10 protein-coding genes are annotated in these 13,607 nt (G+C 61.7%); 5 read left to right on the forward strand and 5 right to left on the reverse strand.

Annotation, left to right across the window (positions count from 1 at the left end; all coding sequences use genetic code 11):
- Positions 1 to 68: 68 nt before the first annotated feature.
- Entirely contained in the window at positions 69 to 1,946 is a 1,878-nt protein-coding gene (locus AF337_RS10405) for a HAMP domain-containing methyl-accepting chemotaxis protein (RefSeq protein ID WP_049732132.1), read from the reverse strand.
- A gap of 389 nt (positions 1,947 to 2,335) precedes the next feature.
- On the opposite strand from AF337_RS10405, the gene AF337_RS10410 reads away from it, so the two are divergent.
- A complete protein-coding gene (locus tag AF337_RS10410) occupies positions 2,336 to 3,049 on the forward strand; it encodes a 4'-phosphopantetheinyl transferase family protein (RefSeq protein ID WP_049732163.1) in 714 nt (237 codons plus the stop codon).
- On the opposite strand, the gene AF337_RS10415 is transcribed toward AF337_RS10410, so the two are convergent.
- From AF337_RS10415 to AF337_RS10425, 3 genes are read right to left on the reverse strand one after another with little or no spacing between them, the layout of a single operon-like run.
- Positions 3,022 to 4,377 (reverse strand): lysine N(6)-hydroxylase/L-ornithine N(5)-oxygenase family protein, encoded by a 1,356-nt coding sequence (locus AF337_RS10415; protein WP_049732133.1) that lies wholly within the window; start codon positions 4,375 to 4,377, stop codon positions 3,022 to 3,024. The genes AF337_RS10410 and AF337_RS10415 overlap by 28 nt on opposite strands.
- On the reverse strand, positions 4,374 to 8,363 hold the full coding sequence (locus AF337_RS10420; protein WP_049732134.1) for a non-ribosomal peptide synthetase: 3,990 nt from the start codon (positions 8,361 to 8,363) through the stop codon (positions 4,374 to 4,376). The genes AF337_RS10415 and AF337_RS10420 overlap by 4 nt, the downstream gene beginning before the upstream one ends.
- Before the next feature lie 20 nt (positions 8,364 to 8,383).
- Positions 8,384 to 8,602, reverse strand: a complete 219-nt coding sequence (locus AF337_RS10425; RefSeq protein WP_049732135.1) for an MbtH family protein — start codon at positions 8,600 to 8,602, stop codon at positions 8,384 to 8,386.
- Between the two features lie 194 nt (positions 8,603 to 8,796).
- Here AF337_RS10425 and AF337_RS10430 point away from each other — a divergent pair, with 194 nt between their 5' ends.
- Genes AF337_RS10430 through AF337_RS10440 form a run of 3 tightly spaced genes read left to right on the forward strand, consistent with a single transcriptional unit; the run spans position 8,797 to position 12,402 of the window.
- Positions 8,797 to 9,786, forward strand: a complete 990-nt coding sequence (locus AF337_RS10430) for a GNAT family N-acetyltransferase (protein ID WP_049732136.1) — start codon at positions 8,797 to 8,799, stop codon at positions 9,784 to 9,786.
- Positions 9,783 to 11,204, forward strand: coding sequence for an MATE family efflux transporter (locus tag AF337_RS10435; protein ID WP_049732137.1), 1,422 nt, complete (start codon positions 9,783 to 9,785; stop codon positions 11,202 to 11,204). Before AF337_RS10430 ends, AF337_RS10435 begins: the two co-directional genes overlap by 4 nt.
- A gap of 10 nt (positions 11,205 to 11,214) precedes the next feature.
- Positions 11,215 to 12,402: a PLP-dependent transferase gene (locus AF337_RS10440; protein ID WP_049732138.1), complete on the forward strand. Its 1,188-nt coding sequence runs from the start codon at positions 11,215 to 11,217 to the stop codon at positions 12,400 to 12,402.
- Here AF337_RS10440 and AF337_RS40075 read toward each other — a convergent pair.
- Positions 12,293 to 12,949, reverse strand: a complete 657-nt coding sequence (locus tag AF337_RS40075) for a sigma-70 family RNA polymerase sigma factor (protein ID WP_082336783.1) — start codon at positions 12,947 to 12,949, stop codon at positions 12,293 to 12,295. The genes AF337_RS10440 and AF337_RS40075 overlap by 110 nt on opposite strands.
- A 164-nt stretch (positions 12,950 to 13,113) precedes the next feature.
- On the opposite strand from AF337_RS40075, the gene AF337_RS10450 reads away from it, so the two are divergent.
- Entirely contained in the window at positions 13,114 to 13,602 is a 489-nt protein-coding gene (locus tag AF337_RS10450) for a GNAT family N-acetyltransferase (protein ID WP_049732140.1), read from the forward strand.
- The last annotated feature ends 5 nt before the right edge of the window (positions 13,603 to 13,607 follow it).

Raw genomic sequence — 13,607 nt, forward strand, 5'->3', positions numbered from 1 at the left:
ACTCGATGCTGACTGCATCGACCTCACGACAAATGATGCCGGTTTTCTGACCGGACGTCAGTCGCGCTTCATCTCTGCGTCACACGTCGCGGAGTGACCAACCGGATCGGCATGTTGCCTTCGAAGGCCCGCCCGGCGCGCTCCATGCCTGCCGCGCTTTTGTCGCCGTCCAATTGAAACTGATTGACCAGATCCCGCAGGCGGCCTGCCTCGGAGGACAGCGAGGCGGCGGCGGCCGTCGACTGCTCGACCATTGCCGCATTTTGCTGGGTCGTCTGGTCCATTTGATTGACGGCGGTATTGATCTCGGCAAGCCCGGTTGACTGCTCGCGCGCCGAAGTGGCAATCGCATCCATCAGCTGGTTGATCTGTACGACATACTCGCCGATCGACTTGAGCGACGTTCCGGTTTCGAGAACCAGTTTCACGCCATTTTGCACTTCGGTTGACGACTTTTGAATAAAGCCTTTGATCTCCTTGGCTGCTTGAGCGGCGCGCTGGGCAAGCTCACGGACTTCCTGTGCGACCACGGCAAAACCTTTGCCCGCCTCACCCGCACGGGCAGCCTCGACGCCGGCGTTAAGCGCCAAGAGGTTCGTCTGAAAGGCGATTTCATCGATTGCACCAATGATGTTCGAAATCTGTTCTGAACTGTCCTCGATACGCCGCATGGCCTGTTCGGCCTCCGCTACCACGGTTGCCGACCGCTGAGCGCTGACATTGGCTTCCACCGCTACATGGCGTGCCTCATCGGTGCGTTTGCTGGCCATCGTCACATTCGACGTGATCTCGTCCAAGGCTGCGGCCGTCTCCTCAAGAGAAGCTGCCTGTTGTTCGGTACGCTTGGAAAGGTCCTGCGCGGCAGATGCAATTTCGCCGGTGCCATTGTCTATGCTGTGTACGGTCTGCAGCACCGCGCCGATCGTCGTACCCAACTGCCGGAGCGAAGCGTTGAAGTCTTCGCGCAAGGTTTCGTATTCGGATGCAAACTGTTCCGAGAGCTGGAAGGATATGTCGCCTGCCGCTAGCCGCCGGAGGCCCCCACCCAATGTCGTGGTTGCGAAACGCAATTGTTCAGCTTCGCGTTCGGCGCGTTGCTGGGCGGCCTTGCGCGCCGCCTCGCTCTCACTGCGGGAGTCGGCGGCCTCCTTCTCAAGCCTGACGACGTTAAGGGCGTTCTGACGAAAGATCTCGACCGCGTTGGCCATTTCACCGACTTCGTCGGCGCGGCCGGCATAGGGAATATCACTGTCGAGGTCGCCATCCGACAAGCGCTTCATGGCGGATGCGGTTCTTCGGATCGGGTTGGCAATTCCTGATATGGCAAACACGATGCCCGCCACGGCAACGAATACGGCGATTGCTGCAATTGCTGCCGTCAAGATGAAGGCCGAATCCGCAGAAACACCGCTCGCAGTTACGAAGCCTTCGGCCTGACTAAGAATGAAAGCAACCAGATCGGCCACCGCCTTGTTCACCAGCACAGCTTGCGGCTCCAGATTTTCCTTGAAGAACCGAACGGCTTCAGGTGTCTTCTCGCTGGTCTGAAGCGCGATCATGTGATCTGCCAGTTCGCGATATTTGCTGAGTTCCGGTTTGATCTGATTGATCAGTTCGCGCCCACGCGCCGTGCGGACGCCGTTTTCATATTCGGCGACAATCTTGTCGAGCGCGATGCCTGCGGCGTCGATCTCTTGCTTTCCGGCTTTCTGCTCCTCAGCCGTGTCTTCCAGGAGATACTGAGCATAGCTCAGTTTCAGATCGAGGAAGTTGTCCTTGATCTCACGAGCCGTCACCAGCCGCTGCATCCAGAAGGTCCCGATCTGTTCGGCATTGGCCCGAAGCGTCGACATCGTGGTCAGCGAGATATAGGACAGTCCAACCATGAACGCGCTGATAATTGTCAGCTTTAAGATCAGGGCCTGCTTGATACTCGGGCGCTTCATGCGGGTCTCCTCGAAGGTTTGCTGGGACGACCGGCTTTCCGGTTGATGCAAAATCTCGCACCGGATTTAATAATTTAGTATTAACTAAACGGCGGCGCCGGTGTCGTTTTTAGAAAACTTTGCGCCGACCGACACTTCTGCGATTAATTGGAGCCATGACACGACCATAAGTTCATGGTAACTTTGAGAAAAACAGCCTCAGCGAGTGAAAATATCTCTTGGCCGAGATCGGCTCCTCGCCGATCGTCGGCCGTGGAGCAGAGCCGAAAGAGGTCCTGAAATTAACTTGTGTGGCACCTGTCAGGGAATGGACGCCGCTGCCTGCCATCCGCAACGTCGGCAAGCAGCTGCGTGCTTGCCAATCCGCCCTGGGAACCCATACTGGATCCATGCAGCTATCAGAAAGCCAACCTGCCGGTATCGAAATCTCTCTCTGGCAGTATTCCAGGAACGAACGTGACCGAAACCGCTGGATGCAGTCGCTCTCACCGGATGAACGGGATCGGGCGGCGACCTATCGGTTTGAACGAGATCGAGCCTCGTTCATAGCCGGCCGCTATCTCTTACGGCGCCTGTTGAGCGCCCATACCGGGACGCTGCCGGGTGGGATCGTGTTGGTCGCGGACGAACACGGCAAGCTAAGCCTTGAGGGTCGCGATAGACCGCAATTCAGCCTGTCCAATGCCGACGGGCTGGTGGCGGTCGCGGTTGCGGCGGGCTGCGAGCGCATCGGAATAGATTGCGAGCGCGCCGACACCGAGATCGAAGAGGTGACTTTGGACACCTATTGCAGCTTGGACGAGCGACGCTGGCTCGATGAATTGCCCGCGCATCAACGTGCGCGAGCCGCCGTTGAACTTTGGACGCTGAAGGAGAGCCATCTCAAGGCGCTTGGCGTGGGCTTGCGGGAAGATCCTCGCAATGTCGCTTTTTCCCGGAAGGTCGGCATCCCTGTCATGATCGGCGAACCGGACCGGCAATGGCATCACCGTCTGATCGAGAGGGGCAGCCAGCACGTCGTTGCGCTGGCTGTTTGCTCCCGGTCAGGGCTCCCCGAGATTCATACACGCCTGTTTCAGGACGACAGCATGCCGTCCGAATAGCCGGCGCGCAACTGATGCGGCATCGCCGAAACCTCCGTCGCCCAGACCAGTTGCGAGTTGTCGGGCTCGGCATCGAAATGCTGCCGGCCGAGAAGCGAGTTGACGATGGCGGCGCTGCGCCAGGCCATGAGGCTGAGCTGCGAGTCGGCGATGCCGTGTGAGTACCGGCCGGCATTCTGCGCGAACAGCCGGTTGGTTCTCGGCCCCGTCCACTGCATGGTGTAATCGTCGTTCAGGGTGGGATAGCCGTTTCTGTCGAGGCTTATCCTTTCGCTGAGCGAGCCGAGCGCATCGGGCAACCGGAACCTGTAGCCGGTCGCCAGAACCACGGCATCGGCATGCAGCACTTCTATGCCGCCGTCGAAATGGTTCCGGACGATGAGCCGATAGGCATTGCCGTTTCGCTCCATCTGGATCACGTCACGGCTCGGCGACAGAGATGCATTGAGCGTGCCCGGTTCGAGATAACGCAGCGCATAGAGGCGGCGGTAGATCGAGTGGATCGTCGAAATCGACAGGCCGTCGCTCGTCAGGATCGAGTTCTTCAGGGCTGCCTGCTTCTGCTCGCCGCTGAGCTTCAGATAGGCCTGCACATACTCAGGCGAGAAGACCTGGTTTGAAAACGGCGTGTCGTTGATCGGCTCGAAATTGTGCCGCCGGCTGATCCATGTCAGTTCGCTCATGGAACCGGGATCGGCAAGCAGGGCTTCCACGACCTCGCCGCCGCTTTGACCGCCGCCGACCACGACGATGCGGCCGGCGCGAAGATCGCTGATACGCGATTTCGCCTCGCTGTTATGAAAGCAATCGGCACCTAGGAAGGGTTTTGCCCAGTCGGGTACGAAGGGCGAAGATCCCGTGCCGATCACCAGGTTGCGCGCCTCTTCCTGGCCGTTGTCGAAACGCAGGACGAAGCGGTCGTCGCGGTGCTCGACATCGCGGATCTCCGTTCCGAAGCGCAAACCCTCCACGCCCTTGGCGACCCAGGCGAGATAACGTGCGAATTCCTGCCGGGGAACGGCGTCGTAATTGGCGTTGAGGAAGGCATACAGTCTCTTATGCGCCACCAGATAGGAAACGAACGACCAGCGGCTGGTCGGCAGGACCGGCGTGACGAGGTCTTTCAGGAAGGACGATTGCAGTTCGACGCCGGGCATCATCATCCCGGGATGCCAGTCGAAGGAGTCCCGCTGCTCGAAGAAGCGGCTGCGGACCTCGGGCACCGATTCCAGCAGGCAGGCGAGGCTCAGATTGGAGGGGCCGATACCGATGCCGGCAAGATCGAGCGGCTCGTTGAGGGCGTCCCTGCGGGTAAAAGCGACGGTCATGCGAAGTCCTTCTCTGTTTCCTTGAGACGCAGGGCGAGCCTTGAGTGGAAGGCGGGAGACCCGATCATGTGCAGATGGTTGGTGCCGGTGATGATTTCGGCCGCATGCGCCCGCGGCGACAGGCGGCGCCAATCGATCAGGTTGAGGCCGCGGTTGAGGCTGTCGTCGGCCGCCCAGGGATAGATCGGCACATCATGGGGAACCAGCCGATGCTTGCGGAAGATCAGGGCGTTGTCGATCAGCACCCAGAACGTATGCTCGCGGCTGCTGATATCCGGCCCGTCGGTCGGAAGCGGATCCTTTTCGTCGCCGACGAAGCGCAGGAACTGATCGTAGGTATCGGCATCCATCGTCGACAGCAGCCGGTCCCATTCGGAACGCATCTGCGTCTTCTGCAGCCATGCCTCGACGTCGCGGTGCAGCGCGTCGCGCTCGCCCGGCCGGAATCTCGGCTTGGCGCCGATCGCAAATTCCGATCCGAGATCGCAAACATCGACCATCGCCATCATCCTGACGTCGACCTCGTTGCCGAGGGTGCGGGCAGCCTCATAGGCGAGAAGCCCGCCCCAGGACCAGCCGAGGAAAGTGCAGGGCGCCCCCCTGCTATGGGTCCTGATGTAATCGACGTAGCTCTCGATGATATCTTCGATCGGCGCGCCGACTTCCTTCTTTTCGGACAGCGAATGGCAAATGAAGCCGGTCGCCGGCTGGTCGGCGCCGAGATAATCGACGAGCTTCACATATTCGCGGGTGCTGACGAGAAGCCCCGGGAAGCAATAGAGCCGCGGCTTGGCGCCGGAGGCGCGCAGCACGATCACCTCCGACAGATCCCGGTCGGCCCCTTGCTCCATCACGCCGGCAAAGGCGCGGATGGTCGGGTTATTGAAGATATCGGCGACGGTGAGCGGCGTTTTCGGCCGGCGCTGCCGAAGCTGCGAAAGGATGCGGATCGCACCCAGCGAATTGCCGCCGATCGTGAAGAAATTATCCTCGACGCTGATCGCTTCCAGCTTCAGAACCTGCCGCCAGACGTCGAGCACCTGTTCTTCGAGTGTGGTCGCCGGCTCGACGATTTCGCGCCGGACCGGCTGGGGCGCCGGCAGCGCGAAGCGGTCGAGCTTGCTGTTCGGATTGGTCGGCATCTTTTCCAGCTCGACCACGGCTGCCGGCACCATATAGGAGGGCAGGCTGCGTTCGAGACCGGCGCGGACGGTCTCGACGTTCAACGTCTCGTCCTTCTTGGGCACGACATAGGCGACCAGCGCCTTCTCGCCAGCATCGTCATCGCGCAGCACCACCAGGGCTTCGCCGACACCGGGCTGCTGGAGGAGTGCTGCTTCGATCTCGCCGAGTTCGATGCGGTAGCCCCGAAGCTTCACCTGATGGTCGACACGGCCGACGAATTCGACGGTTCCGTCATCGCGCCAGCGCGTCAGATCGCCGGAGCGATAAAGCCGGCCGCCCTCCTTCGAGAACGGATCGGGGACGAAGCGGTCGGCCGTGGTATCCGGCTTGCCGAGATAGCCGCGGGCGATCCCCTCGCCGCCGATATAGAGCTCGCCGGTCACGCCGATCGGGCACGGGTTGAGATCGGGATCGAGCACATAGACGCGCCGCAGCCCGACGGCGCGGCCGAGCGGGGCGTAGACGCCCTGGAACTTCGTGCCGGCCCTCACCTTCCAGACCATCGGCGTCATGATGGTTTCTGTGGGACCGTAGCCGTTGATCAGCCATTCCGATTTCAGCGCCCGCGACAGAAGATCGAAGGTCGGTTGCGCCAGCCCCTCGCCGCCGAAGGAATAAAGCCGCATCGGCGGCGCGCCGTCGGTGATATCGGCCCATTCCGCCAGCTGCTGCAGATAGGTTGTGGGAATGCTGGCATTGTTGGCGCCGTGTTTGCGCATCGCCGTCAGCGTCTCCTCCGGCGTCCACAGCGGCTGATCGGGAAGAATGATGCTGCCGCCTTCCATCAGCGGGTTCATCCACCGCTCATGGCCACCATCCGAGCTGAAGGGCAGGAACGGCAGCTCGCGGGACTCCGAACTCATGCCGTAGACACGCGAGGTATTCTGCAAATGGTGCGTCAGCGGGCCGTGCTCGACGGCGACGCCCTTCGGCAATCCTGTCGAGCCCGAGGTGTACATGACATAGGCGAGCTGATCCTTGTGGGTGGGAATATAGAGCGGCGTATCCGGCTCGCCGTCGAGATCGATCTTGTCGAGTTCGAGGACGATCGTGTCGAGCTCTTCCGGCAGGCGATGGCGCAGCCAGCTGTGGGTGAGCACGATCTTGACGCCGCCGTCGCGCAGGATGTGATGGTTGCGCACCGGCGGATGATCCGGCTCGACCGGGATATAGGCGCCGCCGGCCTTCAGCGTCGCCAGGATGCCGACCACGGCCTCCGGCGAGCGCTTGATGAAGATGGCGACCGTCACCTCGGCGCGGACGCCGAGCTGCCGCAGCCGATGTCCGAGGCGGTTGGTGCTCGCCTCCAGCCAGCCATGGCTCCACTCCTCGTCGCCATAGACGATCGCGGTCTTCTCGGGCGTCCGACGCGAATGGGCTGCGATCAATTCATGCACCGGCCTGTCGTCGTTGACGACATCATCCTCGTAAGGCGCCGACAACCAGTCGAGCTCATCAGCCCCCACCAGTTCGACATCCTTTATCCGCACATTCGGCTGCGCGACCATCTGTTCCAGCACGAGGCCGAAATGCCTGGCGAGCCGGGCAACCAAAGCGCCGTCATAAAGATCCTGCGCGTAGTCGATCAGCACGGATGCACCATCGGAATGCGCCTCGACCACCAGGGAAAGCTCGCTGTCGGCGCGGGCCCCCGGCGGCTCTAGATTGGTGGCGTTGCCGGGCAGCGCATAGGGTCCACGGAATTCGAACAGCGCCTTGACCACGGCTTCCTGGGCGGCGGCTTCGTCGACCACCAGTTCCTGGGTGATGCGTTCCAGCGGCACGAGCCGGCGCTCGCCCTCCTCGCTCGCCTGCGAGATCGCCGCGATGACATCGTCGATGGAATGTCTAGAGGTCAGCGACAGGATGAGGGGGAGCACCTGCTCGGCACGGCCGCGGCTGGCAAAATGCTGCCTGTCGGGCCGCGCGACCAGCAGGCCGGTCAGCAAAGCGTAGTTGCCGCTATAGCGCGCCAGCAGCGCGCAAAAGGCGGCGTGCAGCACACGCTTGACATGCACTCCCTTATCCTCCGCATGCCGTTCGAGTTTGCTCCAGAGGTCGGGTTCGATCGAAAATCGATGCTGGGCGCGCGCCACGCCTGCCAGCCCGCCGCTGTTGAAGCGGGTGGGAAAGGTCGAGGCGGCATAGTCGAGGCCGATCGCATCACGCCAATAGGCAAGCGCTTCCCGCGCCTCGTCCGTCTCCAGCCAATCGGCCTCCCGCGTGCCGGCCGAGATGTCCACCGGATGCATGTCGCCAACCGGCTCGCCATCGAGAATGCGCGCCAGCGACCCGGCGAGGGCGGATTTTTCGCGGTCGTCGCAGACGATCGGATGCAGCACGATCGTCAGCAGCGACTGTCCCTGGGCAAGCCGGATGATCTGGATGCGCGCACCGGGGGCCTCCAGGAGATCGAAGCGCTTGTCGCGGAAGGCTTTCCGTGCAGCCGCGGCTTCCGGCTCGGAAAGGGCCGCGCCGTCTTTGCCGAGAATCTCGATCGGCACCGCGTTCGATGCGCCGCGATATTGCTCGATGCGGCCGCCCGCCAGCCGGCGGAAGCGCAAGGCAAGCGACGGATTCTGTGCCACGAGCGCCCGGCAGGCGCCGGCAATCGTCTCGATGCCGGCTGCCGGGCTCAATCGCAGCCCGATGACCTGGTCGGGAAAGACGGTGTAGTTGCCGATCTGCTCCAGCGACCAGATGCGCTTCTGCGCGATCGTCAGCGGAAAGCTCTCGAAGACCGCATCCATTGCAGCATCGGTCGGGGAAGCATCGGCGAAATTTGTGATTTGCTTGTTCATCTTGGGGATCCGGACGTTATTCAGAGACGCGCATCGCCTGACATTGCCGAGCGCAGCGAGAGGGGACGCGGGTCGGTCCAGACGCCGCGGATATGGGCCAGGCATTCCTGACGCGAACCGGCAAAGCCGGCCGGTTCCCAGCCGGTGGGAATCCGCTTGTCCTGCGGCCAGACCGAGTAGTGACGTTCGGTGTCGATGACGGCGATCCAGAGATCGTCGCGAGGCTCAAGATTGTCCATTCGAAGCTCCTGCAGAGATGGATGTCATGCGCAAATGACGGATCCCGACGGCTGCGGTTTAGAAAATTCCTGAGAATTTTTTTCTTCTCCAAGCCCTAAATCGGGCCGGAGATGGATCGTCATTCTACCAAATCAGCACAAGAGCGGGCTTCACGCTCGCCGCATCAAAAGCCCTGTCGGTCAAGGAGAACATCATGGATTTCGACGCCGCCAAACAAAGGCGCGTTCTGCAGTCGCGCAGCTACGTCAGCCTCGCACCCAATCTCATCCATCTGAAGACCGCGCACGGGCACCACGAAGCCGCATTCGAGGTCGAGGCCGGCACCGCGACGCTGACCTTCTACCATGGTGATCCCGCGCGATCGGCGGAGCTTCTGATGGCGGCCGCCGAAGCGGTGACGGCAGAAAATCGCTCGATCAAATCAATCATGTTCGAGGGGCATCGGACCAGCCTCCCGCTGCATATTTCCGGTGACGGCGGCAGGCTGGAGTCGGAGATCCTCTGGCAATGGCCGTCGCTCTGGCTGCCGCAGCTCACCTATCCGCTGCCGCCGGTGCAGGAAATGACCGCCGGCCGCTATCATCCGCGCCGGCCGGCAAAGCCGAAGGGCACGGTCTACCAGCGCTTCATCCCCTGGCTGGAACGCGATATCAGCTTCCGGGTCGCCGACCCCGAGACCGACCTTGCCATCTTTCACCGCTGGATGAACGACGAACAGGTCAACGCGATCTGGGAGGATGCCGGCTCGCTCGACAAACACCGGGAGATCCTGGAGGAGCGGATCGCCGATCCGCATGTCCTGCCGCTGATCGGCAGTTTCGCGGATATCCCTTTCGGTTATTTCGAGGTCTACTGGGCCAAGGAGAACCGGCTCGGCCCCTTCTACGACGCCGACGATTACGATCGCGGCTGGCATGTGGCGATCGGCGAACCCGATTATCGCGGCAAGAAATGGATCAGCGCATGGCTTCCGTCGCTGATGCATTTCATCTTCCTCGACGATCCACGTACCAGGCGCATCGTCGGCGAGCCGCGCGCCAGTCACGAGCAGCAGATCCGCAACCTCGATCGCTCGGGTTTCGCCAAGGTCAAGCATTTCAATTTTCCGCATAAGCGGGCGCTGCTGGTGATGCTGACCCGCGAGCGTTTCTTCGGCGATCATCTCTGGGTGCCTGCATCATGAACGACATGAGCGAGATGAGCGGCAGCATGAGGAAACGACGGAGCCTCGCCCCGGAGGATCTTGCCAGTCCTCAGCTTCTCAGGCTGCTGCTGCGGCTTGGACTGCCGGCCATGTTCGGCCTATCGATCAATGCCGCGCATCACACCATCAACATGGTCTTCGTCGGCATGATCGGCGAAGACCAGATCGCGGCGATCATGATCGTCCTGCCGATCCTGATGCTGATCGCCGCCTTCGGCGAAGGCATCGGCGTCGGCGTCGCAACCGAGGTCGGGCGGCTACTCGGCGCCGGCAACCGCTCGCGGGCCGGCGCCATTGCGTCGATCAGCCTTGCTGCCGGCGTCGCCTTCGGCGCGGCAAGTGCGCTCGCACTCATCTTGTTTCCCGATCTGCTGCTGTTCGGCGCCACATCAGCAATCGAGCCGCTTGCGCAGCATTACCTCCTCATCATCGCGATCTCGATCCCGCTGACGATGGCGCAGATTATTCTCGATTTCCTGGCGATCGCCGAGGGTAACGCCCGCTTCAGCATGTGGACGCTGGTCGCCTGCTTTGCCTTGAACATGATCCTCGACCCGATCATGATCTTCGGCTTCGGCCTCGGCCTGCAGGGCGTGGCCATCGCCACCATCCTGTCCCAACTCGTCGCGCTTTCCATCTATGGCGCTTACCACTTCAGGCGGCTTGGGACGGTCCAGTTGAGCCTTGACTGGCGGCTGGCAGATATCCGCAATCTCAGGCCCGTCCTTGCCGTCGGGGCGCCGACGACACTGACCAGCCTGACGACGGCAGGCGCGATTGCGATCATGGTGTCGCTCGCCGCCACCTATCACGGAGAAGCCGGCATTGCCGGCTTCGGGATTGCCTTGCGGCTGCTTGCTGTCGGAACACTTCCCGTTATCGGTATCTCGCTTGGGGCCCAGTCCATTCTAAGCTTTGCCTGGGGTCGAGGCGATATGGCCAGGGTGCTGTCGGCGACCCGCATCCTGACAGCGGTCACGAGTGCGGTGAGCGGCGCCTATGGTCTGATGGCGCTTGCCTTCTCCGAACATCTCGCCTCGTTCTTCACCGACGATGAGGCGGTGATTGGGATCGCCGGGCAGGCGATCATCGCAACCCATCTTCCTCTTCTGCTGTTCGGCCTGCGGCAAACGGTGCTGATCCTCTTCCAGGCGCAGGGCCGGCCGAAAGCCGCGATTGCCGTCGGCCTGGCGCAAAACGGCTATCTGCTGTTTCCGCTGCTTGCGCTGCTGCCGCCCTTCTTCGGCTTTTCAGGCCTGCTGGCCGCCATGTTCCTGGCCTCCGCCCTGACCGGCCTGCTGTCGGCCGTCTGCCTGGCGAGGTCGCTCAGCGCGCTCCGGCAACGCTCCACCGGCCATCTGACCTCCATCCGTCCCACTCCCAGCTTTTGTCCATGAGAGGATGACCATGAACCAGTCGATCAACCCGCACGACCTCGGCGCCCATGCGATCGCCGACGATCTCTTCACCCCTGTCGATCCGGCGGCATTCAACGCCGTGTCGCCGCCGATCTTCCAGACCTCGCTCTTCACCTATGACAGCTACGAGGCGATGGAGGATGTTTTTGCAGGCCGCACGCGCAACTACATCTATTCGCGCGGCGACAATCCGACCGTCCGCGAATTCGAGCTCCTGGTCGCCCGCCTCGAGGGCGCAGAGGATGGACGCGCCTTCTCGAGCGGAACGGCCGCCATTACCTCGACAATTCTGAGCCTCGTAGAGGCTGGTGACCGGGTCGTTGCCGTCCGCCATCTCTATAATGATGTCTACCGTCTTCTGGTCAAACTGCTCGGCAGGCTCGGCGTCGGGGTGGATTTCGTCGACCCGGCGGACCACGACGAGGTCCGCAAGGCGCTCTCGGGCGCCAAGCTGCTCTACCTTGAAAACCCGACATCTTTCGTCTTCGAGCTGCAGGACATCGCGGCCCTGTCGGCCATGGCGAAAGAGGCGGGCGTTACCACCATCATCGACAATTCCTGGGCAACGCCGCTGTTTCAGAAGCCGATCCAGCACGGCGTCGATATCGTCATTCACGCCGCCTCGAAATATCTCGGCGGCCACAGCGATACGGTCGCCGGCGTCGTCGTCGGTTCGAAGGAGGCGATCGCCAGGATCAACGCGACCTCCTATCCCTATGTCGGCGCCAAGCTTTCGCCGTTCGAGGCCTGGCTCTTGTTGCGCGGCATGCGCACCCTGCGTGTGCGGCTGAAGGAGCATGAGCGCAGCGGGCTTCTGCTGGCGGATCGGCTGAAGCAGCATGCGGCAATCGCCCGCGTTCGTCACCCGGTCTTTCAGGATCATCCCGGTCGGGCGACGCTCACGGGTTATGCCGGGCTGTTCGCCTTCGACCTCAATCCCGATATCGACGTCGCCCGTTTTGTGAATAGTCTCCGCGACATCCGCCTCGGCGTCAGCTGGGGGGGACCCGAAACGCTGGTGGTCCCCGCCAAGGTGGCGCTGCAGATCCCCGACCGGATGACCTCCTTCATCCGGTTCGGCGTGAGCGAGCAGACGGTTCGTTTCGCCGTTGGGCTGGAAGAGCCGGAACTGTTGTGGAACGATTTGCAGCAGGCGCTGCACGCCGCGAAGCGGTAATATCCCGCGCGCGTTCGTGATCGGGGCGGGCGGGCTCGTTCATTGCCAGATGGCAATGCTCCTCCGCCGCCTTGATCATGAAGTTGACGAGGGTCCGTGAGACGCCGAGTTCGGCGGCAATATCCTTCTGCGGCACGCCGTTGAGGCGGTGCCGTATGAAGGCATCGTTGGTGCGCTTCGGCAGGGCCTCGAGCGAGGCAAGCACATCGCGCAGCGTCTCGGCAGCGACAAGCTGGTCGAGTACGGTGGGGATGGGAGCCGTGATCTCCTGAACCTGGTCGATCGACCTATAGTTGTTCATCTGCTGACGGCGGCGGCGGCTTTCGTCGAGTGCGAGATTATAGACCATCCGGAAGGCGTAGCCGATCGGGCAACGAATACCATCGGTTTTGACCCCGTAAGCTTTAATCACGCCATCCTGAAAGATATCCTCGGAATATGACCTTGATTTGACAACGCTTTCAATCGTTTTCAGGAGCTTATCCTTGTTTTCGATCATGGCGTTGACAACGGCATTTCCATTCACATCGCGAAGCAATGCTTGCATTGTCCTGTACCCTTTTTACAAATGGAAAATCAGGCTCTGTCGTTACTGGTCGACGCGGTCGTGGCGCTCCTTTTTGGAGGGAAAGTACACGATTTGATTGCAGTGTCTATTTTAAGGTGATAACAGGAGTCAAGTTTAAATCGACGGAGTGAAAGCGAGAAAAAGTGGGAAGGACAGTTGAGATCCTGACAGGCAAGGCGGAGCTCTGCCGATCGATCATGGGGGCTTTGCCCGACTGGTTTTCCGAACCGGAGGTCATCGAGGCGAGTGTCCAGGTGATCGAAGAGCTGCCGGTGTTCGGCTATATCGAAGCCGATGTCGTCACCGCGCTGATGGCTTTGAAGCCGCACTTGCCCGGCGCCGTCGAAATCGCGCTGATCGCGACCCGACCCGAACATCACGGCCGCGGCGCCGGACGTCAGCTCATCGAAGAAGCCGAACGCTTCAGCCATGACGCAGGTGCCCGGTTGCTGACGGTCAAGACGCTCGCCCCGCGCGACCGCGAGGAACCGCAATTCGAGGCTACGCGGCGCTTCTACGACCAGAACGGCTTCGTCAGGGCGGAGGTCTTTGCAAAACTATGGGACGAGGACCACCCGTGCCTGTTCATGGTCAAGCCGCTCGCCGGCGTCCAGGCCGAGACGACGCTTTGAGACGA

This window comes from Rhizobium ecuadorense (assembly GCF_001187535.1).
Taxonomy (GTDB): domain Bacteria; phylum Pseudomonadota; class Alphaproteobacteria; order Rhizobiales; family Rhizobiaceae; genus Rhizobium; species Rhizobium ecuadorense.

Excerpts from the sequence above, each read along its gene's own strand:
- AF337_RS10425 (WP_049732135.1), bottom strand. The coding sequence starts at position 8,602 with ATGGACAATCTTGAGCCTCGCGACGATCTCTGGATCGCCGTCATCGAC.
- AF337_RS10415 (WP_049732133.1), bottom strand. The coding sequence starts at position 4,377 with ATGACCGTCGCTTTTACCCGCAGGGACGCCCTCAACGAGCCGCTCGAT.
- AF337_RS10430 (WP_049732136.1), top strand. The coding sequence starts at position 8,797 with ATGGATTTCGACGCCGCCAAACAAAGGCGCGTTCTGCAGTCGCGCAGC.
- AF337_RS10405 (WP_049732132.1), bottom strand. The coding sequence starts at position 1,946 with ATGAAGCGCCCGAGTATCAAGCAGGCCCTGATCTTAAAGCTGACAATT.
- AF337_RS10410 (WP_049732163.1), top strand. The coding sequence starts at position 2,336 with ATGCAGCTATCAGAAAGCCAACCTGCCGGTATCGAAATCTCTCTCTGG.
- AF337_RS40075 (WP_082336783.1), bottom strand. The coding sequence starts at position 12,949 with ATGCAAGCATTGCTTCGCGATGTGAATGGAAATGCCGTTGTCAACGCC.
- AF337_RS10420 (WP_049732134.1), bottom strand. The coding sequence starts at position 8,363 with ATGAACAAGCAAATCACAAATTTCGCCGATGCTTCCCCGACCGATGCT.
- AF337_RS10440 (WP_049732138.1), top strand. The coding sequence starts at position 11,215 with ATGAACCAGTCGATCAACCCGCACGACCTCGGCGCCCATGCGATCGCC.
- AF337_RS10435 (WP_049732137.1), top strand. The coding sequence starts at position 9,783 with ATGAACGACATGAGCGAGATGAGCGGCAGCATGAGGAAACGACGGAGC.